This window comes from Streptomyces sp. BB1-1-1 (genome assembly GCF_031597775.1).
In the GTDB taxonomy this organism is placed as follows: Bacteria; Actinomycetota; Actinomycetes; order Streptomycetales; family Streptomycetaceae; genus Streptomyces; species Streptomyces thinghirensis.
On record NZ_CP134203.1, the window covers coordinates 4,348,523 to 4,371,109 of the forward strand.

Annotated in this window: 19 protein-coding genes; 12 read left to right on the plus strand and 7 right to left on the minus strand. The window is 70.9% G+C overall.

What is annotated here, in order from left to right; translation table 11 throughout:
• Window positions 1-41 precede the first annotated feature (41 nt).
• The 6 genes from fxlA to RI578_RS20040 all read left to right on the plus strand — a co-directional run bounded on the left by fxlA (window position 42) and on the right by RI578_RS20040 (window position 6,415).
• On the plus strand, window positions 42-245 hold the full coding sequence (gene fxlA / locus RI578_RS20015) for an FxLD family lanthipeptide (protein WP_310872347.1): 204 nt from the start codon (window positions 42-44) through the stop codon (window positions 243-245).
• Window positions 246-340: 95 nt separating this feature from the next.
• Window positions 341-3,406, plus strand: coding sequence for a lantibiotic dehydratase (locus RI578_RS20020; RefSeq protein ID WP_310872348.1), 3,066 nt, complete (start codon window positions 341-343; stop codon window positions 3,404-3,406).
• Entirely contained in the window at window positions 3,403-4,632 is a 1,230-nt protein-coding gene (locus RI578_RS20025; protein ID WP_310872349.1) for a lanthionine synthetase C family protein, read from the plus strand. Before RI578_RS20020 ends, RI578_RS20025 begins: the two co-directional genes overlap by 4 nt.
• Window positions 4,614-5,603, plus strand: a complete 990-nt coding sequence (locus RI578_RS20030; protein ID WP_310872350.1) for a thiopeptide-type bacteriocin biosynthesis protein — start codon at window positions 4,614-4,616, stop codon at window positions 5,601-5,603. The genes RI578_RS20025 and RI578_RS20030 overlap by 19 nt, the downstream gene beginning before the upstream one ends.
• Before the next feature lie 87 nt (window positions 5,604-5,690).
• Window positions 5,691-6,008: a hypothetical protein gene (locus tag RI578_RS20035; RefSeq protein ID WP_310872351.1), complete on the plus strand. Its 318-nt coding sequence runs from the start codon at window positions 5,691-5,693 to the stop codon at window positions 6,006-6,008.
• Between the two features lie 95 nt (window positions 6,009-6,103).
• Window positions 6,104-6,415: a hypothetical protein gene (locus RI578_RS20040; RefSeq protein ID WP_310872352.1), complete on the plus strand. Its 312-nt coding sequence runs from the start codon at window positions 6,104-6,106 to the stop codon at window positions 6,413-6,415.
• Between the two features lie 17 nt (window positions 6,416-6,432).
• Here the strand turns inward: RI578_RS20040 and mobF are convergent, their stop codons facing one another.
• From mobF to RI578_RS20065, 5 genes are all read right to left on the minus strand, one after another.
• Window positions 6,433-10,863, minus strand: coding sequence for a MobF family relaxase (mobF, locus tag RI578_RS20045; RefSeq protein WP_310872353.1), 4,431 nt, complete (start codon window positions 10,861-10,863; stop codon window positions 6,433-6,435).
• 233 nt (window positions 10,864-11,096) lie between these two features.
• Window positions 11,097-11,894 (minus strand): helix-turn-helix transcriptional regulator, encoded by a 798-nt coding sequence (locus RI578_RS20050; protein ID WP_055643626.1) that lies wholly within the window; start codon window positions 11,892-11,894, stop codon window positions 11,097-11,099.
• On the minus strand, window positions 11,891-13,423 hold the full coding sequence (locus RI578_RS20055) for a hypothetical protein (protein WP_267080955.1): 1,533 nt from the start codon (window positions 13,421-13,423) through the stop codon (window positions 11,891-11,893). Before RI578_RS20055 ends, RI578_RS20050 begins: the two co-directional genes overlap by 4 nt.
• A complete protein-coding gene (locus RI578_RS20060; protein ID WP_055643624.1) occupies window positions 13,420-14,184 on the minus strand; it encodes an ATP-binding protein in 765 nt (254 codons plus the stop codon). Before RI578_RS20060 ends, RI578_RS20055 begins: the two co-directional genes overlap by 4 nt.
• Complete coding sequence (locus RI578_RS20065) at window positions 14,184-15,770, minus strand: Mu transposase C-terminal domain-containing protein (protein WP_055643623.1); 1,587 nt, start codon at window positions 15,768-15,770, stop codon at window positions 14,184-14,186. The genes RI578_RS20060 and RI578_RS20065 overlap by 1 nt, the downstream gene beginning before the upstream one ends.
• Window positions 15,771-16,050: 280 nt before the next feature.
• On the opposite strand from RI578_RS20065, the gene RI578_RS20070 reads away from it, so the two are divergent.
• Entirely contained in the window at window positions 16,051-16,716 is a 666-nt protein-coding gene (locus tag RI578_RS20070; protein ID WP_055646309.1) for a recombinase family protein, read from the plus strand.
• A gap of 66 nt (window positions 16,717-16,782) precedes the next feature.
• Here RI578_RS20070 and RI578_RS20075 read toward each other — a convergent pair whose 3' ends face one another.
• Window positions 16,783-17,196 carry a MerR family transcriptional regulator gene (locus tag RI578_RS20075; protein WP_310872354.1) on the minus strand — a complete coding sequence of 138 codons (414 nt, stop codon included), beginning with the start codon at window positions 17,194-17,196 and terminating at the stop codon, window positions 16,783-16,785.
• 397 nt (window positions 17,197-17,593) lie between these two features.
• On the opposite strand from RI578_RS20075, the gene RI578_RS20080 reads away from it, so the two are divergent.
• The 3 genes from RI578_RS20080 to RI578_RS20090 all read left to right on the plus strand — a co-directional run bounded on the left by RI578_RS20080 (window position 17,594) and on the right by RI578_RS20090 (window position 21,106).
• Window positions 17,594-19,096, plus strand: coding sequence for a SulP family inorganic anion transporter (locus RI578_RS20080; protein WP_310872355.1), 1,503 nt, complete (start codon window positions 17,594-17,596; stop codon window positions 19,094-19,096).
• Window positions 19,097-19,215: 119 nt separating this feature from the next.
• Window positions 19,216-20,493, plus strand: a complete 1,278-nt coding sequence (locus RI578_RS20085; RefSeq protein ID WP_055643621.1) for an APC family permease — start codon at window positions 19,216-19,218, stop codon at window positions 20,491-20,493.
• Window positions 20,494-20,599: 106 nt separating this feature from the next.
• Window positions 20,600-21,106 (plus strand): DoxX family protein, encoded by a 507-nt coding sequence (locus tag RI578_RS20090; RefSeq protein ID WP_310872356.1) that lies wholly within the window; start codon window positions 20,600-20,602, stop codon window positions 21,104-21,106.
• Window positions 21,107-21,119: 13 nt separating this feature from the next.
• On the opposite strand, the gene RI578_RS20095 is transcribed toward RI578_RS20090, so the two are convergent.
• Window positions 21,120-21,425: a PadR family transcriptional regulator gene (locus RI578_RS20095; RefSeq protein ID WP_267080959.1), complete on the minus strand. Its 306-nt coding sequence runs from the start codon at window positions 21,423-21,425 to the stop codon at window positions 21,120-21,122.
• Between the two features lie 169 nt (window positions 21,426-21,594).
• On the opposite strand from RI578_RS20095, the gene RI578_RS20100 reads away from it, so the two are divergent.
• Window positions 21,595-22,392 carry a phosphatase PAP2 family protein gene (locus RI578_RS20100; RefSeq protein ID WP_310872357.1) on the plus strand — a complete coding sequence of 266 codons (798 nt, stop codon included), beginning with the start codon at window positions 21,595-21,597 and terminating at the stop codon, window positions 22,390-22,392.
• Between the two features lie 14 nt (window positions 22,393-22,406).
• On the plus strand, window positions 22,407-22,520 hold the full coding sequence (locus tag RI578_RS42710; RefSeq protein ID WP_368082021.1) for a three-helix bundle dimerization domain-containing protein: 114 nt from the start codon (window positions 22,407-22,409) through the stop codon (window positions 22,518-22,520).
• Window positions 22,521-22,587: the final 67 nt, after the last annotated feature.

Consider the following 22,587-nt stretch of genomic DNA (forward strand, 5'->3'; position numbering starts at 1 on the left):
CAGGTAATCCCGCACCACCCCGACAAGAAGAAGGGCACATCATGACGAGCGCCACTCTCGCCCCGCCCCCGGTCGCGCCCGCGCCGTCGGCGGACCTGGACGACGACTTCGCGCCCCTGGACGTGAAGATCGTCATCGCCGAGCACTCGTACGGCCACCTCATGTGCTCCACGGGCGACGGCTGCGGCACCACCTGCGCGACCGGTGCCTCCGCCTGCGGTTCCTTCACGGAGGACCCGGCCTGATCCAGGCCGACCCCTAGCCTGTGGGCCGGGCGAAGCGCTTCGCCCGGCCCACAGGCCCCTCTCCCCCTCCCCGCGCCGCCTCATGGAAGGGCCTCATGGCTTCCCGAGCAGCCGCCGGATACCAGTGGCAAGGCGTTGCGATGCTGCGCGCCACCACCAGCCCCGGGCCGGCAGACGTCCCCCGTACCCTCGACCTGGACAACGTGGCCGTCACCCGCGGATGGCTGAACCGCATCTGGCAGCGCGAGGACTTCCGCAGCGCGCTGGAGCTGGCCACCCCCGTCCTGTCCGACGCCATCGAGGCAGTCGTCCGGGGTCGGCAGACTGAGCCCCGTCACGTCCGCCGCACCGCGCTGTCGACGGTCTCCTATCTCCTGCGGTGGCAGCACCGGCCGACCCCGCTCGGGCTGTTCGCCGGCACCGCCCCGGTGTCGGTCGGGCCCCGGGCGAGTGCGCGGTGGCGCGACAAGCACCGCGCGATGATTCGGCCGGACGCCGAATGGGTCACCGACATGGTTCTCCGGCTCCAGCGCACCCCCGCGTTGCTGAAGCGGTTACCGCTCGTCGCCAACAACGCCGCCCGCGCACGCGGTGACCGGCTCGTGGCACCGGGTCTGCCCTCCGACGGCCACGCCGTCCTGCTGGCCCCGGTCGAGATATCCGTCCGCAACGCCCGGCCGGTGGCCGCCGCCATGGACGGGGCCCGCACCCCCATCCTCTACAGCGGCCTCCACAGCCACCTGCGCGACCGCTTCCCGCAGGCGACACCGGAGAAGATCGACGCCCTTCTCACCAGCCTGGTCGAGCAGCAGTTCCTCATCACCAGCCTCTGGGCGCCCATGACCACCGTGGACGGCTTTCAGCACCTGTGCCGCGAACTGGACCGGCTCCAGGCGGACGACGTCCCCGAGGTGCGGGACCTGGTCCACGCGCTGTACGCGCTGCGCGACGACGTGTCCGCCCACCAGCCGACGCTTTCCGACACCAGCGTGAGCGCCGTCGCCGCACGGATGTGCGCCCTCACCACCGTCACGCCGACACCGCTGCTCATTGACACCGCCCTCGACTGCGAGACCCAGCTCCCGCAGTCCGTGATCGCGGAAGTGCAGGCAGCCGTGTCGGCCCTCTACCGGACCACCCCGCAGCCCTACGGCTACCAGCACTGGCGCGACTACCACCGCCGCTTCCGGGCCCGGTACGGCGTCGGGGCCCTGGTGCCGGTGCTGGACCTGGTCGCCGACAGCGGTCTGGGCCTGCCCGCCGGATACGTCGGTTCCGAACGCGGTACCGCCCTGAAGGTGCGCACGGACCGCGATGAACTGCTGCTTGCGCTGATGCAGCAAGTCCTCCTGGACGGCGGCCGTGAGCTGCGGCTGACGGACGACATGGTCGACGCCTTGGAGAAGGCCGCCGGAGAGGACGAGCGGCTGTTCGTACCCCGGGTGGAGGCCGCCTTCGAAGTCCACTCACCCAGCACCCGGGCACTGTCCAGCGGCACCTTCGATGTCCTCCTCACCGCGGTCCCCCGCCCCGGCAGCAGCATGGCCGGCCGGTTCGCCCACGTCCTGCCGCCCGAGCATCAGGACGCGCTCGCCGCCACCTACCACGGGGCGCCGGACGCCCTCACGGCGCAGCTCGTGTTCCCACCGCGCCGCCACCGCAACGAGAACGTCACCCGCACACCGCGGCTGCTGCCGCACGTCATCGAGCTGTCCGGCCACCAGGAGACGGACGAGACGACGATCCCGCTCGCCGACATCGCCGTCACCGCGGACCCGCGCAGCTTCCACCTCGTGCAGCTCTCCACCGGCCGGCGCATCGACGTGCGGGTCTTGCACGCCCTGGAAGGCGGGACACAGACCCCACCACTGGCCCGGTTCCTCGCCGAAGTGGCCAACGGGCGGTACGCCGCCTACAAGCCGTTCGACTTCGGCGCCGGCGCCCGGCTCCCGTTCCTCCCCCGGGTGCGCTACCGCCGCACCATCCTCACGCAGGCCCGATGGCTGCTGATGGCCGACGACCTGCCCGGCCGCAAAGCCTCGACCGAGGAGTGGGAGGACGCCTTCACCGCCTGGCGGGACCGGCTACGGGTCCCCATGCAGGTCGCGATCATCGAGTACGACCAGCGCCTTCCCCTCGACCTGTCCCACCCGGTCCACCGCCGGACCCTGCGCGCCCACCTCGACAACGCCCGGCGTCTGGAACTGCGCGAGGTCCCGGACGCAGACGCCCATGGCTGGATCGGACGGGCACACGAGATCTGGCTCTCCCTGGGCCGGTTGCAGCCGGAGACCGCCGATGTGCCCCGGCCGCGCCCCGCCACGTCACCGGTCCCCGGGCGGCACCTTCCGGGCGCCGGTGACGTCCTACTCGCGCAGCTTCACGCCCACCCGCGCCGCTACGACGAGATCCTGAGCCGCCACCTGCCCAGCCTCCTCGCCGCGTTCGGCGACACCCCGCCCCTCTGGTGGTTCACCCGGCACCGGGAGATGGCCCGCCCGGACGCCGACCAGCACCTCGACCTCACGCTGCACCTGCCGCCGGACGTATACGGGGCCGCCGCACAACACGTTCGCACCTGGGCTGCCAGCCTGCACGGGACCGGTCTGGCGGCCGGGCTCGTCCTGGCTCCCTACCAGCCGCAGACCGGGCGCTTCGGTAGCGAGGCGGCCATGGACGCCGCGCACAAGGTGTTCGCCGCAGACTCCGCCGCCGCCCTCGCACAGATCCAGCTCACCGATCGCACCGACGCCGTCGCCCCGCAGGCCCTCGCCGCGGCCAGCGCCCTGCACCTCGTCACCCCCCTGGCACCGAACAACGCGGCGGCCGAGGAGTGGTTGGTGCGCAACCTCCCCCAGAGCACGGGGCGACTGAACCGGACTCTGCGTACCCAAGTGCTCGAACTCGCCGCGCCGAACGGCGCCTCCGCGCTCGCGGCCCTCCCCGGCGGCCCTGCGGTCGCCGAAGCATGGCGCGCCCGCACCGCCGCTGTGAACACCTACCGGAACACCTTGACCGGCCAGCGTGATCCCCTCGGCGTCGCCCGGTCGCTCCTGCACCAGCACCACGTCCGGGCCCTGGGCGTCGACCCGCGCGCCGAGGAGACCACGATCCGGCTCGTACGAACCGCGGCCCTCCAGCACAGGATGGCCGCCCGATGACCGCGCCGGCCGCCACCACCGCGACGATCCTGGAGCAGTACACCGCCCACCTCGCACAACCCGCTCCGCCGCCCCCGGACGAGCCGTGGGCGGTGCAGTCCCTCGCCGACGGCGCCGCCGGAATCAGCCTGCTGCACATCGAGATGGCCAGCCGTCCCGGCGGCTCCTGGCGCCCCGCCCACCGATGGATCACCGCCGCCGCGGCCGGGCACATCAGCGCGGCCGACACCGCCGGACTGTTCCTCGGCGCCCCGGCCCTCGGCTTCGTCCTCACCACCGTCCCGCCGTCCTTCCAGCACCTGTACGAACCGGCCCGCCGGGCCCTGCACCAGCACATCACCGACCTGACCCACCGCCGTGTGGACGCCGCGCTCACCCGCATCCGCAAGGGCGACCTGCCCACGTTCGCCGAGTACGACCTGCTCTACGGCCTCACCGGCATCGGGGCGTACCTCCTGCGGACCGACCCTGAAGGGCTCCCCCTGGAACGGGTCCTGAAGTACCTCGTCGCCCTGACCCGCCCCCTTGTCCCCGACGGCCGCGGCCTGCCGGGCTGGTGGGTCCGCCACGACCCGGCCCGTGGCGAGTCCCCCCACTACCCGGGCGGCCACGGCAACTTCGGTGCCGCCCACGGCATCACCGGCCCGCTCCTCCTGCTGGCCCAGGCCATGCGCCGCGGCATCACCGTCAGCGGCCACCGCGAAGCCATCTGGAGCATCTGCGAACACCTTGACGCATGGTGCCAGCTCAGTCCCTCCGGTCCCTGGTGGCCCGAGCACATCTCGCGCCGCGACCTCGACCTCGGGCGCCCGCACCACGACGCTCCCACCCGGCCGAGCTGGTGCTACGGAACCACGGGCATCGCACGGGCCGGGCAACTCGCCGGGCTCGCCCTGCGCGCCCCCGACGTCCAGGCGTTCTACGAGGACGCCCTGTACCGCGCCCTGACCGACCCCGAACAGCTCGCCCACGTCACCGACTCGGGTCTGTGCCACGGCTGGGCAGGCATCTACCAGACCGCCACCCGCGCCGCTGCCGACGCCCGCGACCCCCGCCTTCAGACCCTCCCGAAGCGCCTCGGCAACATCCTCGCAGCGAACGCCCAGCCGTGCCTTCCCGAGCCCGGCCTGATCAACGGCGACGCCGGTACCGCGCTCGCCCTCACCACCTACGCCTCACAGCAGGCCCCGATCTCCGGATGGGACGCATGTCTCTTGATCAACTGATCTCGACGGAGCCGAGCCCGGTCCAGCGCGCGGTCTCCGCTGCCCTCACCGGCTTGCCGACCCCCGAGGTCGCAGCTCAGTACGGGATGGAACCGACGATCCTGTCCGATGCCGTGGCGGTCTACGACCAAGCCGGCCGGGAGGCCCTGGCCCGCCACGCCGCCGCCACCGACTGGTGGCATGTGTACCTCCACTTCACCGACTGGACGGACGCCGACACCACCTTCACCACGCACGTGCTCCCCGTGCTCGGGGAGGCAGAGGCCACCGGGCTCATGAGCGGCTGGTGGTACACCCGCAAGCACCCGTGCTGGCGCCTGCGCCTTCGTCTACAGCCCGAGGCCGGAACCAAACTGACCCTCGGCGACGGCTTCGACCGTCTTGTCTCCGACGGGCATCTGCACCGGTGGTGGCCCGGGATCTACGAGCCGGAGACCGCAGCGTTCGGGGGCGCGGTCAGCATGACGGCTGCGCACGCGCTGTTCGTCACCGACAGCCGAGAGGCGCAGCAACTAAGGCAGCGCGGGGACCTGGCCGTGGGACCGCGCGAGCTGTCCGTTCTCCTCTGCACGATCATGATGCGCGCCGCCGGCCTGGAGTGGTACGAGCAGGGGGACGTGTGGCACCGCGTCATCACGGAAGAGCACCGATCGGCCGTGAGCGACGTCCCGGCAGACCGGCTCGACGCCCGCGCGCAGGAGATCCGGCCGCTGCTCTTCGCCGACAGTGATGTCCTGCTGCGCCCCGGCGGGCTGTTGGAGCCCGCCGCCGAGTGGGCCGCCGCCTTCCGCAACACGGGGCAGGAACTCCGCCGTGCCGTACAGGACGGGACGCTCGACCGGGGGCTGAGGCAGGTGCTCAGCTATCACGTGATCTTTCACTGGAACCGGCTTGGGCTGTCCATCCGGGGACAGAGCGTCTTGGCCTGGGCAGCGAGGGCGGCGATCCTGCACCGGGAAAGCGGGACATAGGTCGGCCGCGAGCCGTGTAAACCGCCAAGGGCCACCAGCTGTAGGCCCCGGAGAAGCGACCCATAGTCGTGCGAGATAGGACTTGCCATGACCGTTCCATCGCGGCAGAAGCAATGGGTGAGCCTCGGATTGCTGTTCGGGGGACACCCACAGAGCTTCGAGCTCCCGCCGCCCGTCTCCGGGCCCCCGCCCACCACCCAGGTGACCGCCGACGAGCGGGAGGCCAGGGAGGTGATGCGTGCGGCCGGCTACGAGCCGAAGGGGCCTTACCCCGGTGCCCGCTCGATGCCTTGGCCGAGCGAGTGCACCGACTGCGGAGCGTCCCGCAGACCCTCGCTCCAGGACATCGAGCGCGGTGTCCGGTGCAAGCATGTACGGCGCAGGCCCGCCGCCTCCGGCGCATGAGGCGAGCCCGTACACCCGAGGTGTACCAGTTGTTCCAGTGCAAGTTGTGCCCGAACAAGGGGACAGACCGGGAGATCCGAGGTGTCGGCGCGCGGATGGCTGCATACCGGGTGTGCAGCTCTTGTGACTTCTGGCTGATGTGCCTGGGGTACGCGATGCTCGGCGACCAAGACCCGGACGGCCGTCGTGCCCTTCGGATCGACGGCGTCCATTATCTGTCCTGGACCGAGGAGCAGGGGTTCCCGCCGGAGATCGGCTACGTAGGGGGCGGGGAAACCCGCTACGTCCTGCTGGACGATCCCACAGGCACCGTGCACGTGACGCGCCGGCTCTGGCTCATGGGCACCATCCCGGAGGCGTTCCGCGACCGGATGCCCGACAACGCGGTCTTCGCTCCGCCGACCTAGGCACTCTCAGGCACCTTCTACACGGGCGGTGCGTCGTGAGCGCTGTCCGGCGGTGCGGGGTGTGTGTGGTCCACCGCGGTTCGGTTGGCGTACGGGGAGTCGGGCTTCGGAGATGAGGGCGCTGCGGACTCATCGGCATCGACATGCTGACGCCCGTGCTGGGCTCGCAGACTCGTCTCCTTCTGGAGGCCGGACACGCGGTGGTCTGCGCCGTGAGCCGTGCTGCGGGCCTTGATGGCCTCGGCCCGGAGCTGCTTGGCTGCCTCGTTGTCCTTGGCCTTGGCCCGCCGAAGCAGCGCGGCCTTCTCCTGCTGCGGCATGTCCGCTTCCGTCAGCACAGCTTCGTGCTCGTTGGCGGGTCCGGCCTGCCGGGTAACTTCCTGGAGCCGTGTGTCCATCTGCTCCAGCTCCTGGGCGGTCTCCTCACGGGTACGAAGGAGTGCTTCCCGGTCCACCTCGACCGCAGCGCGTTCGTCACCGCGGAGTGCCGCCCGCCCGAAACGGCCCGTCGCGGCCAGCTGCTGTTCAAGACCTTCGATACGGGCCTCGGTGCCGTTCAGTTGAGCGGTGCGTTCCGCGATGGTGCCGTCCAGCAGCCGGACTTCGCGGATGGCCACGGCCCGTTCGGCAACGTCCTGGTGACGGCGTTGGAGCGCGAGCGAATTGGGGCCTGCACCGGCAGCGGCCTCTTGTTCGGCACGATCGGCGGCGGCTTCCGCCTTGTCGGCCGCCGTCGTTGTGGCGCGGGCAGCGATGGCGGCCTTGCGCACGGCGTCACGCAGTGCCGAGTTACCGAGGTGAGCATATGGACGGTCAGCCGTCGGCGCGGGTCCCGAGGGTGTGGCCGGCTCCGTGGTCGGCTCGGTGTTCGCCGGTGCGGGGCGGTCCTCGTGCTCCGGAGCCTCTTCGGGAGTGTCTACGTCGTGGGGCTCGTCGGCGCCGGGGGCGCGCGGGATCGGGAGGTCCGCTACGACCTGGCGGACGTGGGCGGGGACCGCGTTCTTCGGGAGTTCGGTGAGGATCATGCGTTCCTCGGTGCCGTTCTCGATCTCGCGGATGAGGCCCGCGACGGCGCGGTCAAGCTGTTCCTGGTCGGTGAGTGCGTCGCCGTGGCGGGCGCGGTCGGCGTCGGTCTCGTAGACGGAGAGCGGCAGGAAGAGGTGGGACTCCTTCTTGTCGCGGCTCATCATCGTGTAGAGGGCGTTCGCCTGTGCGCCGGGTCCGTAGACCAGAGCCTCTTGGACGCTGAGGCCCTGCGACTTGTGGCCGGTGATCGCGTATCCGAGGCTGAGCCCGCCCTGTGCGATGTAGTCGGCGTCCACCCATTCGGCAACGTCACGGTGGCCGTCTTCGGTCTTCTCCCGCCACTCGACCAGCACCCGGCGTTCCTCGTCCACGGCGCGCACGATTCCGCGGTAGCCGTTCAGGACGTCTTCGTTCTGCCCTCGGCTCTTCTTGCCCCGGTAGTCGTTGACCCGAAGGAGGACCTGGTCACCGACGGACAGGGTCAGCTCGCCGCCACCGGGCAGCGCGTATGCGTGCTCGGGACCGGTGAGGTCGCCGTTCTCCTTCCGCAGTGCGCGGGCGCCGATGTTCAGCTCTTCCACGATCTCGTTGGTGGCCGCGAGCATGAGGAGCTGCTGCACGGCGGTGTGGTCGTCGGTGTGCGCGGCCCGCTTGTCGGCCCACACCGTGAGCATCGCGGCGAGGGTGGCGTCCTTGTCCGCGAGGGCGTGCACGCGGCCGGTCCCGGCGAAGGTGCGGAGTGCTTCCACGCGGTTGTCGTCGCGCCACAGCTCCAGGGCCCGCCGCTCGATCGCGTCCTTCTGCCGGAAATTCTCGTTGAGACTGAGTCCGCCCACGATGTGGTGCACGGCGGCGAAGGAACCGCCGATGCCGGGCGAGTGCAACTGCTTCGGGTCACCGATGCCGACGACCTTTGTGCCGGTCATCGCTGCGTGGGCGAGGAGTTCGGCGATGTCGCGGTCATCGCACATGGCGGCTTCGTCCACGACTAGCACGTCAACGCCGGTGAGGCCGGGGCCGCCGTTGCGGATGCCGGTAAGCCAGGACGCGAGGGTGCGCGACTCGATGCCTGCCTCGGCCTTCAGGTTCGCGGCGGCGACGGCGGCCGTGCTCGCGCCGGCGATGACGAGACCGTGGGCCTCCCATGCCTGCCGGGCGGTGTCCATGATCGTGGTCTTGCCCGCTCCGGCGATGCCCACGACTGCGTCGATTCCGTGCCCGGCCGTGAGCAGCCGTTCGAGGACGGCGCGCTGTTCGTCGGAGAACGCGAAGGTGCCACCGTGCTGGGCCTCGACGGTGGACAAGGTCATGTCGACCGTGTCGCGGCTGACGACGGCGGCCTGCGTGCCGAGCCGGTTCGTTGCCTCGGAGACGATCAGCGCTTCCGCCGCCACGACGTCCGCCGTGGTGTACCGGTCGGCGTGCGTGAAGTGTTGAGCGCCCTTCGGATTCAGCTGAACCGCGTATCCGGCGTGACGGAGGACGGAGGTGGTGAGTTGTTCGGCTTCCTCGGCGTTCGCGACTCCGTACGGGAGGGCGTCCAGCACGGCGGCGATGGCGGCGGCGTGGGTGAACTCCTTGGAGTGGCTGGTCAGGCCGGTCTTAGGGTCGAAGACCTGGGCGCACAGCTCGTCCAGAGAGGGGTTCTGGTCCGCTCGGTCCCGCTCCATCGCACTCGCTGCGATGGCGTCGGGGTCGTCACCGACAGCACGCCCCTCGGCCTGCCAGTAGGCGCGAAGGACGTCGTCCCCGACTCCGGCGGCCTCGCCGTTCTTCGCGGCCTTGGATGCGGTGGAGGCGGCGGTACGCTCGCGGGTCGTGGCACTGTCGTAGTCGATTCCCAGCTTCGTCAGCAGATCCCGGACCTGGCTGTCGCGCTTGCTGAACAGGCGGATCGTCGCCTCGGGAATCGCTGCGATCTCCCATGCACCGGTCCTCTCCTCGCGACGGAAGCTGATGCCGAAGTTGTCGGTCAGCTCTCGGCGGATACGGGCGTTCATGAGGGACTGGGTCGCGCGGGTGTGTCGGTGGAGGTCACGGCCTCCGCTGGCCATGGTGGACCACTTGCCGTCGGCGCCCTTGACCATGTTGGCCAGGGTGAAGTGCAGGTGAAAGTGGGGGTCGCCGTACGGGGCACCGTCCACGGGCCGGGCGGCGCGGTGCACCATCATCCAGCCGGAGAACCCGCTCGTCTCCACGGTCTCCGCTTCGTCGCCGTCACCGTGGTGACCACGCATGGCGTAGGCGGTCCACCGTTCGAGGGCGGTGATGGACTCGCGGCCGGCGGAGGTGTAGATGCCCTCGACCTGAGCGGCGATCTCCTCCGGGGCGTAGGCGAGGAACGCGGACTTTGACTTCGCGAGGTCCAAGGTGACGTCGGCGCCGAAGTTGCCGACCTGCACTCGGCCTTCGAGGAGAGCGGCCTTGATCTCCTCGGCGTCCCACACGTCCTCGGGCGAAAGTCCCGCTGCCTTGGCCATGGCGACGGCTTCGCGTACGTCCATCGGCAGATCCCGAAGACGGCGTTCGCCTTCGCCTTCAGTCTGGGTGTACCGCCGCTTCATCGACGCGGCGGTGAACAGGTCGCGGGGCTGTTGTCCGGTCTCGGTGGCGCGGGCCTCGACGGCGCGAAGCAGAGCACGGGCGTCCAGGTGGCCGCCCGCCTCAGCGGCCACGGCCTTCTCCAGCGTGTCTTCGCCGTACAGGTCGACGGCGTCGATGCCGACAGCATCTGCGAGCTTCAGTACGGTGGAGGCTGGGACGCGGTGCGATTCCCCGAACCGCTTGAGCTGGCTCTCCATCCTGCGAAAGGCGTCCTGCTTGCGCTTGGAGTCGAGCAGGGAGACGGGCTTCACGCTGCGTTCGGCGGCGGCGCGGCGGATGGCGCGGGCCAGCGGGGCAGCGGGGAGCTTGGCGGCCGGCGCAATGGCGAGCTTGGGTTCTACGAGAGTCTGCCCGTTCCGGGGGTCCTCGCCATGCATGAGGCGTCGGGCGGCCTGGAAGTGCTCGGGGGCGAGGACGCTGCCGGGGGTGATGTCGAACTCGGTGAGGCCGTTTCCGATCCAGACCAGGGGGCGTTCGCTGGCATCGAGGTGGTAGTCCACCTGTCCGTCGGTCGGCCGTGGGGGAAGGGCCTGGTCGCCGTAGAGGTCGCGGGCGTCGAGTCCGGCTGCGGCAGCGACTTCGACGGCGTCGAAGCCGGTGAACCGCGCGGTGCCCTTGCTGCGGATGAGTCCGCGGGCGCGGAAGAAGGCGCGCTTGGCCTCGCGGTTGCCGAGCAGGGAGGCGACGGGGGCACCAGCAGCTTCGGCCTTGGCCTCGACGGCGGCGACGAGAGGGGCGGCGTCGAGCGCTAGAGACTTCCCACAGCCGTGGCCGCCGGTAAGGCGGTACTCAACCTGCTCGTCGGAGGGGCCGATCATGGTCACCCACCCCATCGGCCCGCTCACCCCCCGCTCTCATCCGGTCAGATTCGGTCGTCTTGGCTGATTGTATCGTCACGAAGTGACGATACCTTGGTCCTCTAAATTCAAGATCATGATCAACGAGAGGGACCTCGGGCACTCGGATCGGCCTCGTCGCTCCTGCTGTCGGGCGACATCAGGATGCCAGTGGGTTCCGACAGTTGATTTCAGTGGTTCCGACATGAGGTGTGTCAGTAGGTAGTCGACTCGTTGGAGTCGAGGAGACGTAGGCCGTACTGGACGTCGTCGGCGAGGACGGCGGTGTCGCCGTCGGCGCGTACGAGGAGGCCGGAGTTGATGAGCCCCGCGATGGCGGTGGCCCACTCCGGGGTGTTCCGGTCGTGCGGGGAGACGCTTCCGGCATGGTGCGCGTGGAAGAGCACCATGGCGTCGAGGTCGGTGAGGACGTCGCGGTCCGGGGGCCGGTGGGGGGTGCGCCAGGCCGGGGTGTGGTCGGCGGGGTGGAGCCAGTCCATCTGCTGGTCGGTGAGGACGTCGTTGCGCGGGCTCAGGGTGAAGTGGTGGGGTGCCGCGCGGCGTAGGGCGTACGGGCCGCCGAGGTCGGGGTGTGCCCAGGCGTGGGCGAGGGCGTCGGCGGTGCGGTCGTAGGTCCAGCGCAGTGACTCGGCGAGGTAGTCCGCGGTGAGCGGGCGGCCGGCGTGGGCGAGCGCGTTGAGGACGCTGGCGGCGTCCGCGTCGGCGCTGGGGTCCCCCGGCGGGTGCTCGGCGTCGCGGTAGCGGGGCAGCTGGTAGACGGCCTCGGCGTACGGGGTGAGGTCGGCGGGGTGGAGGTCGAGGCGCCGGGCGAGTTCGAGGATGACGTGCAGCGGCTGGTTGGGCAGGGCGTCCATGGTGATGGCGCTCTCGTGGACGCCGAGGAGGTCGGCGAGTTCCCATGCGGAGAGGCCCGCGTTGTGCAGGCGGCGGCGCAGTTCGATGCCCCAGCCCCGTGGCTGGTGGCGTGAGGGTTGGTGGAAGCGGTCGCTCACCGGTCGGGGCCGTCCTCGGAGAGGAGCACTACGTCCATGCGGCGTGCGGCCATCCAGTCGGTCAGGGGCGCCGGGCCGCCGCCGATCCCGGAGACTTCGCACATGCCGCGGTGGAGCCAGAACGGGTTGACGCCGATCCGGCGGCAGGTCCGTTGAATCGTCTCGACCAGCGAGCGGTCGGAGGCGTCGAGGGTGGGGTTCTTGGGGTCGGCGAGGTAGCGGCGCCGGGTGCCGGAGCCGTCCGTGCGGCGGTGGGCGAGGTGGGCGGCGAGGAGTTCGGCGGCGTACGGGGGCAGGGGTGTCTTGCCGGTGGTGTGCCCGTAGCTGGGGCACTCGTCCTCGGGGCGTCGGTCGAGCTGGTGGGCCCAGTCGGCGCGCAGGTAGAGGGCTGCGTCCTCGAACGTCGGCAGGTACAGGTAGCGGCCGGCCTCGTCGATGTTGCGGCACAGCAGGTGGGAGAACCGGTCGGGGGCGGCGGCCAGGTGCAGGGAGAGCACGGTGGCGGCGGCCGCGTGGGTGGAGACGGTGGCGCGCAGGGCCCGGCAGATGCCGGGGGTGAGCCAGGTCGTCAGCTTGTCGGCGGCGGCCGGCCCGAACGCGGTGGACTGCCAGCGCAGCAGGATGCCGCGGGTCAGCAGGGATGCTTGGATCGCGCGGAGTCGGATGAGCGCGAGGCGTCCGCCGGTGGCGGGGCCGAGGCGTTCGTCGCGCAGGTAGGCGTTCAGGGCCAGCTTGAAGGCGTTGCCGGTGCGGCCTTCGGCGAGGTCGTTGCGGTGACGGCGTACGAAGGCGTCGGTGGCCTGGGCCTCGGTGCGGTAGGCGTGGTGGAGCTGCTCGAAGGTGTCCCCGGCGAGGCGGCGGCGGCAGGAGGCGAGGAAGAGGGGGAAGTCGACGGTGGGCAGGGCGGGCCAGTCGGCGTCGGGGTCGGCGTGCTCGTCGGGATGGAGAGGTAAGGAGAGCGCCGGGGCCGGCAGCGGCAGGACGCGTTCGAAGGTGTCGCCGCCCATGGCCCGTACGGGCCGGTGGGGTGCGCCGAAGGGTATGTGCCCGCGGGCGGCGCCCTTGCGCTCGGATCGGCCCAGGCTCTCGATCGCGTTGCACATGCGGGCCGGATCTCCGCCACCGGACCAGATCAACCACAGGTCGGCGTCGGCCCGGTCGGCGAGCTCGGCAAGCTGGAGCGCCTCGCGGGAGCTGAGCCGGTGGGCGCGCTCGACAAGGATGTCGGTGACGTGGGCGGCGGTGATCCACGCGGTGGCGGCCTTCCAGGCGTCCGCGATGCTCAGGCGGCAGGTCCGTACGGCGGCCGGGTTCTTGCCCGCGCCAGCCAGGATGTCCCACACGAGATCGTTGGGAGAGCGCACCGGGTTGGGGCGGACCACGATCCGTTCCGCGGCCTCCAGCGCGGCCAGGCGGCGGGAAAGGCCCGGGTCGTCATTGCCGTCGATGACGACGCGCACCGTGCGGTGCGGGGCGGGCGGGTCCGCGGCGGGATCGTCGGTCTGCGCCGCGCCCAGGGTCTCCGTCACTGGAGTCCGCCGCCGAGGAGGGAGTAGGCGTTGTGGACGGTGGTCTCGTCGACGGTGGTGATGCCCTGCTCGGCGCACAGGGAGGCAGCGGTGTGGGTGAACACCGCCCAGTCGCGCATGGTGCCGTGACCGTACGAGCTGTCCACCTCCAGGAGGAGATCGGCGTCGGCCTCGGCGTAGATGGGGTGGTAGCGGCGCATCAGGGCGGGGACCTTGACGGGGTCGAGCGGGGAGAAGGGCAGGCGGCGGAAGACCCGGGAGCGGAGCATCGGCTCCTTGGAGAGAACTTCCCAGCAGCCGTCACCGCCGACGTAGAGCAGGGCGAAGCGGGTCTTGGGGTGGTCGTGGAGGTGGCGCAGCAGCTCGATGCAGTCGCCGGTCAGCCGCTGAGCCTCATCCACGACGACCAGGCGCATCGGGGTGGCGAGCAGGCCGACGAGCTTGGTGGTGAGGTCGAAGCGGTTGCGAGAGGAGGGGTTCTCCGTGCCGGTCAGCTCGCGCAGCAGCTGGTCGGCGATCATCCGCATGGTGGGGCGGGCGGGGAAGGTCAGCACAGACACCCGCGGCCGCGATATGGGGTCGAGCAGGTCGAGGGCTTCCAGGGCGGCCTCGACGGCGAACGTCTTGCCGGTGCCGGCCGGGCCGTGGACGACGCCGGTCGCGGCGTTGGCGACGAGGTCGGCCACGATCCGGGCGGTCATCTGGAAGTGGCCGGTGGGCAGGGCGGCGGCCCCGGTCAGGTCGACGAAGTGGCGCGGCATCAGCTCTCCGGGTCGGCGGTGGGGTCGATCAGTCCGAACAGGCTCGTGCTGGCCCTGGCGGCCAGCGCCTGGTCACGCTCGCGCTGCGTACGGGCACGGCCGTCGCCCTCCGATACCAGACGGGACTCGGCGGGCGCGGTGCCATCGCCGGTCATCGGCGCAAGGGTGCGGCGGGCCTGGCGGGAGGCGCGGCGCCGCTCCCGGCCGAGGCGTGTCGCCTCCACGCGGGCGTGCTCGCGGAACGCGTCGGTCTGGGCCGCGGTGAGCTGCCCGGTCGGGTACGCGGTGCACAGGTGCCTCTCGCCGTCGTAGACCTCGATGCTGCGGTCGTCGTGTGGCATGTACCGGATCTGGACCCGCTGCCCGCCGCACCCGTACAGCTCGGGAGCGACGTAGGCCAGGCCGTGGAAGTTGATGCCGTCCTTCTGCACGATCCGCTCCGCCCCGGCGAGCATGAGGTGGCGCAGCTGGTCGGCGCCGATCCGCCGCAGCGGCGCGGTGTCCTCGCTCCAGGCCGCCAGCGGGGTGCGCCCGGCCAGGGAGCGGTGCGGGCGCTCGGTGTTGTACCAGCGGGCCCAGGCGGCGAAGCGGTCGACGAACCGCTCGATGCGCAGCGGGCCGGTGCCTTCGGCGGCCGTCTCGGCGGCGTGCTGGGCGGCGACGGAGTCCTTCACCGGCCCGTACAGCTTCCCGCCGGCGTCGCGCGGGCCGCCGGTGAAGCCGGGGAGCTGGGAGATCAGCGTCTGCTCGATCGTGAGATTCAGCCGCTCCACCTTGCCCTTGCGGTGCGGGGTGAACGCGGGCAGGCGGTGCATGACCACGGCCAAGCCGCCGAGGACCTCCTTCACGGAGCCGGCGGCGAACTCCAGGCCGCGGTCGATCCGTACGCGCTCGGGCACCGCACCGAACGGCGAGAGGTCGCTCTCGTGGGTGAGCGCCATGCGCATCGCGGCCAGGACGGTGCCGGAGGTCGGGGTCACGGCGATGGCCCAGCCGAGCAGGGCCCGGGTGCCGTCGTCGACCACGGTGGTCAGCCACGGTGCGAGCGCCTTGCCCTTGGGCGGCAGGACCAGGATCGGGAGCTGCTTGTGGTCCATCTCCCAGGTCCGCCCGCGCAGCGCGTCCGGGCGGCGCAGGTAGACCGCGGCCGCCCGGCGCCCCGCCTCGCCGGTCCGCCACGCCGCCCGGTCCGCGGCGCTCATGTCGGCGAGGAACGCGCGTTGCAGTGTCCGCTCGGTGACGGTCTTCGTCTGCGCCCACCCCTCGGCGAGGAAGTCGGGCACCGGCGCCCCGGCCGTGGTGCCGTTCCCAGCGGTGACCGCGTGCCGGGCGCGGGCCAAGGCGGCGACGTTGCCCCGGTAGAACGCGAACGCCGCCCGGTCGGTGTCGCTCAGCTCATAGCGGAGCCGCGCGGCGGTCGGCTCGACGGGCTTCGGCGGCGCGAGCCACCGCCACACCGTCCGCTCCGAGACCTCCAGCGCGTCCGCGACCGTACGGACGTGCGCGGCCGTGAGCGCATCGTCCTCTCGTAGCCGGGACAGCCGTTCGACGGCCGCCCGGCGCTTCTCCTGCGACACCCTCCCCATGAACCGAAGTGTCAGTGGTGTCGGCGCCGCCGTCCCCGAACATGCGCCCGCATCCACACGTCCGGGTGGACCTTGGTCGAATCGGTGGCGTACGCGGGTCCGGCATGATCCAAATACGGCCGGAAGGGCCGGATTCCCTCATCAAAGGGTGGTGCGGGCTTTCTGACGGAGCGGGGTTTTTGAGGGAGTTGTTGAAGGATCTGGAGCCTCTTCCGGTGATCGTCTGCCGATCCTCAGAAAACGTTGGTTACTTGAGGGCAGACTGCCCACCGTGACGACCTTGACCGACGCCCTCGGCGCCGACGACGACCTCCTCGGCATCTTCCCGTCCCGTCCGACCGAGATCCGCATCGGCTACGCCCGCGTGTCGACCGGCGGGCAGAAGCTCGACCGCCAGATGGACGCGCTCACCCTCGCCGGGTGCCGGCGCATCTTCCCCGAGAAGAAGTCCGGGAAGAACGACCTGCGCCCGGAGCTGAAGGCGTGCCACGCCTTCCTCCAGGGAGGGGACACCCTCGTCGTCCCCTCCCTGGACCGGTACGGCCGCAGCCTCCAAGACCTGGTCAACATGGTCGCCGAACTCCGCAAGCGGCAAGTCGGCTTCACCTCCCTGCACGAGAAGCTCGACACGATGACGCCGGGCGGGCGTCTGATCTTCCATGTCTTCGCCGCATTGGCGGAGTTCATCCGGGAGCTGATCGTGCAGGGCACCAACGAGGGTCTGGCCGCCGCGCGGGCCCGCGGCCGCGTCGGTGGCCGGCCCACCGTCGTCAACGACAAGCTGCTGCGCGCCGCCCGCGACATGCTGCCCAACCCCGAGAACAGCATCGAGACCATCGCGGCCCTGCTCGGCGTCTCGGTCGGCACCCTCTACAACCACATCCCCGACCTCAAGGAACTGCGGACCTCCCGCGTCCCCGCCCAGCTCGAAGGGGGCACCCGGTGATCCGCCCGAGGCGCTGACGCCGACAAGTACACGTCGCGGGCCGCACCAACCGGCAGCCCTGTGCCGTCAGGACCGGACAGCTGGTACATCCAGTTCCAGGCGGGCCCCCAGAGTGGCGGCGAAGTCCTCGGCGCGTTCCAGCTGGACGCGCAGCTTCTCCACCTCCTCGGCGGCGGCCTGCCAGTAGGTCCGCACCCGCTCCAGCAGCGCCTCACGCTCGCCGTCGTCGAGGGCGTCGCCGCCGTCGAGGCGGTCGGTGGCGTCCAGGAGGTCGCGCATCTGGTCCAGGGTGAAGCCCAGCGGCTTCATCCGGCGGATCACCATCAGGCGGGCGACGTCGGTCTCGGTGTAGAGGCGGAACCCGCCCTGGGAGCGGGCGGAGGGGATGACCAGGCCGGTCTCCTCGTAGTGCCGGATGGTGCGCAGGGACAACTCCGTCCGCGCGGCGACTTCGCCGATCTGCATGTGCTTGTCGTCCACGCCCGTGATCCTGGTCCTCCTCGTCGTGGCGGGCCGCGTCTCGTACGACCCCACCAACCTCTACTCTAACGTTAGGGTAGAGTCGCTGATGGCGAGGGCGGGCCGGCTGCCCCGTCACTGCCGTTTCGGGGCCGGTGGCGCCCCCGGCGAAGATCCGATTCTTGCAGGAGAGAGCGTGCGCGAGCCCATGACGCCAATCGCCGCCGTCTGCCCGCCGTGACCCTTCGCCCCCGGATGTGAGCTTCCCGGCCGCGCGCCCGCGCCCGGCTCCGTCCATCTCTTCGACTTCCGGCCCGCCTGGGCTGTCCGCGGGGTGCCGGCCCGGCCCCTGCGCGTCCTTCCCGCACACCCCGGCCTGCCAGCGGGGTGTGCCCGAGCACGACAGGTACGCATCTCCTTGTCTTCTTCCCTGCTTTCTCCCGCCGTGCGGCTGCGCGGCCTGCGCCCCGACTGGCTGAACAACCCGAAGGTCTGGCGCACCGAAATCCTGGCCGGCCTGGTCGTCGCCCTGGCCCTGATTCCCGAGGCGATCTCGTTCTCGATCATCGCCGGTGTCGACCCCGCGGTCGGCCTGTTCGCCTCGTTCACCATGGCCGTGGTCATCTCCATCGTCGGCGGACGGCGCGCGATGATCTCCGCCGCCACCGGCGCCATCGCCCTCGTCATTGCCCCCCTGAACCACGAGTACGGCCTGGGCTACCTGATCGCCGCCGTCATCCTCGCCGGCGTCATCCAGGTGATCCTGGGCGTGCTGGGAGTGGCGAAGCTGATGCGGTTCGTGCCGCGCAGCGTGATGGTCGGCTTCGTCAACGCCCTTGCGATCCTGATCTTCATGGCGCAGGTGCCCGAGATGCACGACGTGCCCTGGGCGGTGTACCCGCTGATCATCGGCGGGCTCGCGCTGATGGTGTTCTTCCCCAAGGTCACCAAGGTGATCCCCGCCCCGCTCGTCTCCATCGTCATCCTGACCGTCATCACGGTCGCGGCCGGCATCGCGGTGCCGACCGTCGGAGACAAGGGCGAGCTGCCGTCCTCCCTGCCGGTGCCGGGCCTGCCGGACGTGCCGTTCACCCTCGACACCCTGACGACGATCGCGCCGTACGCGTTCGCGATGGCGCTGGTCGGCTTGATGGAGTCGCTGATGACCGCCAAGCTGGTCGACGACATCACCGACACCCACTCCTCCAAGACCCGCGAGTCGATCGGTCAGGGCATCGCCAACGTGGTCACCGGCTTCTTCGGCGGCATGGGCGGCTGCGCGATGATCGGCCAGACGATGATCAACGTGAAGGTCTCCGGTGCCCGTACCCGCGTCTCGACGTTCCTGGCGGGCGTGTTCCTGATGGTGCTATGCATCGTCTTCGGCCCGGTCGTCTCCGACATCCCCATGGCCGCCCTGGTCGCCGTCATGGTGATGGTGGCCTTCGCGACGTTCGACTGGCACTCCATCGCCCCCAAGACGCTGAAGCGGATGCCCGCTGGTGAGATTGCCGTCATGGCCGTCACCGTGGTCGTGGTGGTCGCCACCGAAAACCTCGCCATCGGCGTCGTCGTCGGCTCCGTCGCCGCCATGGTCATCTTCGCCAAGCGAGTCGCCCACCTCGCCCGCGTGCACAGCGTCCTCGACCCCGACGGCACCACAGTCGTCTACTCCGTGACCGGCGAGCTGTTCTTCGCCTCCTCCAACGACCTCGTCGGCCAGTTCAACTACGCAGGCGACCCCGACAAGGTCGTCATCGACCTCAGCGCGGCCCACATCTGGGACGCCTCATCGGTCGCCGCCCTCGACGCCATCGAGACCAAGTACAAGCAGCGAGGCAAGACGGTCGAGATCATCGGCCTGAACGACCCCAGCGCCGACCTCCACGGCAAGCTCACCGGCGAACTCACCAGCCACTAGCGTCCCGCGGAGTACGAGGAAGCGTGGACCGCGAGAGCCGGTTGGTCGCGGTCCCTATATCGTATGCCGATATCGGGTTTCGTTACACGTGTGCGGTACTGCCGCCGAGGGAGTGGGTCATGAGCAAGCAGCCATCAGTCGCAGCGGTTCCGGAGGAGTTGCGGCGACGGCTGGGGGTGGTCGATGCGGTGGTGATCGGCCTGGGGGCAATGATCGGTGCGGGCATTTTCGCCGCGCTCGCTCCGGCGGCGGATGCGGCCGGGTCCGGGCTGCTGTTCGGCCTCGCCCTCGCGGCGGTGGTCGCTTACTGCAACGCGACGTCCTCGGCCCGGCTCGCCGCGCGTTATCCGGCCTCGGGCGGCACCTACGTCTACGGCCGCGAGCGGCTAGGCGACTTCTGGGGCTACCTCGCCGGCTGGAGCTTCGTGGTCGGCAAGACCGCGTCCTGCGCGGCCATGGCCCTCACGGTCGGCTCATACGTGTGGCCCGGTCAGGCCCACGCGGTCGCGGTCGCGGCGGTGGTGGCGCTGACCGCGGTGAACTACGCCGGGGTGCAGAAGTCGGCCTGGCTCACACGCGCAATCGTCGCGGTCGTCCTGGCGGTGCTGGCCGCCGTGGCCGTCGCCACGCTGACCTCCGGCGAGGCGGACACCGTCCGCCTCGACATCGGCTCGGATGCCACCTTCGGTGGCGTGCTCCAGGCGGCGGGGCTGCTCTTCTTCGCGTTCGCCGGATACGCGCGCATCGCCACCCTCGGCGAGGAGGTCCGCGACCCGTCCCGCACCATCCCCCGAGCGATCCCCATCGCGCTCGGCATCACCCTGGCCGTCTACGCCGTCGTCGCCGTCGCCGTCCTGACGGTGCTGGGCCCGAAGGAACTGGCGGGTGCGACCGCGCCGCTGTCGGACGCCGCGCGCGCCGCGGGCGTCACCTGGCTGGCCCCGGTCGTACGCGTCGGTGCCGCGGTGGCTGCGCTCGGCTCGCTCCTGGCACTGATCCTCGGTATTTCCCGCACGACCCTCGCCATGGCCCGCGACCGGCACCTGCCGCACGCCCTGGCAGCCGTCCACCCGAAGTTCAAGGTGCCCCACCGCGCCGAACTCGCGGTCGGCGCCGTGGTGGCGGTGCTCGCGGCCACCACGGACGTGCGCGGGGCGATCGGCTTCTCCTCCTTCGGCGTGCTGGCGTACTACGCCGTCGCGAATGCCTCCGCGTGGACCCTCACCCCGCAAGAAGGCCGTCCCGTACGGATCATCCCCGTCGTCGGGCTGGCCGGGTGCCTCGTCCTGGCCTTCGCTCTTCCGGTCTCCTCGATGATCTCCGGGGCCGCTGTGCTGGCCGTCGGCGCCGCCGCCTACGGCATCCGCCGCACGGTGATCTTCCGCCAAGCGTCGTAGGAGCCTGCGACGCGCGCCCGGAAACGGCGCGAAACCACTGGCGCCCTTCTGCCTCGCGGGACGATATCGGTCACCGATACACCGCGAAGGCAGAAGGGCATCTCATATGACGCGGCTCAGCAACTGGCAGACCCGGCTGACCTCGACCAACGCGCCCGCCGCGGTGGTCCTCATCCGCGCCTACGTCGGCGCGGTCTTCCTCTTCGAGGGCATCCAGAAGTTCCTCTACCCCGACGACCTCGGCACCGGCCGGTTCGACAAGGCCGGCATCCCCTTCCCCGGATTCTTCGGCCCCCTGGACGGGGCCTTCGAGATCGCCTGCGGCGCGATGATCCTGGCCGGGCTGCTCACCCGGCTCGCCGCCGTCCCGATGGTGGTCAACATGCTCGGCGCCCTGCTCATCACCAAGCTGCCCATCCTGTGGGGCGACGCCCCGCTGTTCGACGGCGAGTCAGGCTGGTGGGACTTCATCCACGAGTCCCGCACCGACCTCGCCCAGCTGTGCGGCAGCCTCTTCCTGCTCATCGTCGGCGCGGGCGCCTACTCGATCGACGCGCGCCTGCACCCCAGCGCCACCGTCACCCGCGCAGCGGCGGAGCCGGTCCGGGGGTGAGCGGTTCACTGCCCTACGGCGCGTCGTCGCCGAGGACTTCGCGGGCCAGCTCCTTGAGCGCCCTGCGGTCCTCGGCCAGGGCCTGCTTCCCGGTCTCGGTGGCCCGGTACACCCGCCGCGTGCGGCCGTCGACCACCCGCTGCTCGGAGACCAGCAGGCCGTCGGCCTCCAGCCGGTGCAGCGTCGGGTACAGCGTGCCGGGGCTGATCTGATACCCGTGGGAGGCCAGTTCGTCGGTCATCCACGCACCGTGGATCTCCTCCTCGGCCGCATGATGAAGGATGTGCAGCCGCACCGCGCCCCGCTGGAACTCCCGCACCCTCAACCCGCCTTCCCCGCCTGCCCGGCAGTGACGAAACCGATATCGGATACCGAGTCTACGTCGCTTCACCGTCCTTCTTCCCGGCTCTGACCGCACGCCGCCCTGGTCGGCGCTGCCTGTCCGGGGCACATGAACAGGACCCCCACCGATCGAGGAGGAACCCGCGATGACCCACCCCACCGGGCCCCGCCGACAGCCCAAACAGGCCAGGCGGGCGCTGGCCGGCTGGATCGCTGAGCCGGCCGGTAAGGCCGCTCTGCTCTTCATCGCGGCTGCGGCGCTGACCATCACCCTGGTCGTCGCCGGAGTGCAGCCGGTCCTGCGCATGGACCGGGCGGTGGCGGCGCATCTGCACACGGTGGCGCTGGAGCATCCCGGCTTCACCCACGCGGGCCGGATCGTCACCGACTGGGTCGTCGACCCATGGACCATGCGCCTGCTGCTCGCCGTTGCGGTGGTATGGCTGTGGCACAGGCGGCAACGACTCATCGCCGTATGGGCAGCCTGCACCTGCGCCGCGGAATGGGCGCTGCGCGGGGTGCTGCGCTGGACCATCGGCCGTGAACGCCCCCAGTGGGAACGCCCCGTCGACTCCGCCGAGTTCGCCGCCATGCCCTCCGGTCACGCCATGACCGCGGCCGCCACCTGCGTGCTGCTGCTGTGGCTGGCCCGGTGGGCGGCACTGCCCGCCACCCTGCTGCACATCGGTGTCGCAGCGGCCGTTCTGACCGTCGCCGCGGCCTGCCTCACCCGCGTCTTCCTCGGCGTGCACTGGCTCACCGACACCCTCGCCGGATCCCTGCTCGGCACCGGCCTGGCCATGGCCTCCGTCGCCGCCTGGTACACCGCCCACCCGAGCCGCAACGCCTCCAGCGCCGGGGTGGGAGCCGAATCCACCAGCCGCCCCGGCCGGCCCCTACCGCGCTCCAGATATCGTGAGCCGACATCGGATTCCGATATCTGAGAGCGATCCCCGTCGTGGACAGCGAGCACTCCCTGGAACGCGTCATCGACACCCTCACCGCCCGCTTCCCCCACCACGACCCGCAGACCATCACCGAGACCGTCTATGCCACACACACGGCTGCGTGAGAACGCCACCGTCACCACCCACCTCGCGGCCCTCACCCAGCGCCAGGCCGGCGACACGCTCACGCAT

Bases quoted from the DNA above. Each gene is read 5' to 3' on its own strand.
- RI578_RS20035 (WP_310872351.1), top strand. From the start codon at position 5,691: ATGACCGTTCCATCGCGGCAGAAGCAATGGGTGAGCCTCGGATTGCTG.
- RI578_RS20100 (WP_310872357.1), top strand. From the start codon at position 21,595: ATGACCCACCCCACCGGGCCCCGCCGACAGCCCAAACAGGCCAGGCGG.
- RI578_RS20060 (WP_055643624.1), bottom strand. From the start codon at position 14,184: ATGCCGCGCCACTTCGTCGACCTGACCGGGGCCGCCGCCCTGCCCACC.
- RI578_RS20090 (WP_310872356.1), top strand. From the start codon at position 20,600: ATGACGCGGCTCAGCAACTGGCAGACCCGGCTGACCTCGACCAACGCG.
- RI578_RS20065 (WP_055643623.1), bottom strand. From the start codon at position 15,770: ATGGGGAGGGTGTCGCAGGAGAAGCGCCGGGCGGCCGTCGAACGGCTG.
- RI578_RS20040 (WP_310872352.1), top strand. From the start codon at position 6,104: ATGGCTGCATACCGGGTGTGCAGCTCTTGTGACTTCTGGCTGATGTGC.
- fxlA (WP_310872347.1), top strand. From the start codon at position 42: ATGACGAGCGCCACTCTCGCCCCGCCCCCGGTCGCGCCCGCGCCGTCG.
- RI578_RS20030 (WP_310872350.1), top strand. From the start codon at position 4,614: ATGTCTCTTGATCAACTGATCTCGACGGAGCCGAGCCCGGTCCAGCGC.
- RI578_RS20085 (WP_055643621.1), top strand. From the start codon at position 19,216: ATGAGCAAGCAGCCATCAGTCGCAGCGGTTCCGGAGGAGTTGCGGCGA.
- RI578_RS20025 (WP_310872349.1), top strand. From the start codon at position 3,403: ATGACCGCGCCGGCCGCCACCACCGCGACGATCCTGGAGCAGTACACC.
- RI578_RS20020 (WP_310872348.1), top strand. From the start codon at position 341: ATGGCTTCCCGAGCAGCCGCCGGATACCAGTGGCAAGGCGTTGCGATG.
- mobF (WP_310872353.1), bottom strand. From the start codon at position 10,863: ATGATCGGCCCCTCCGACGAGCAGGTTGAGTACCGCCTTACCGGCGGC.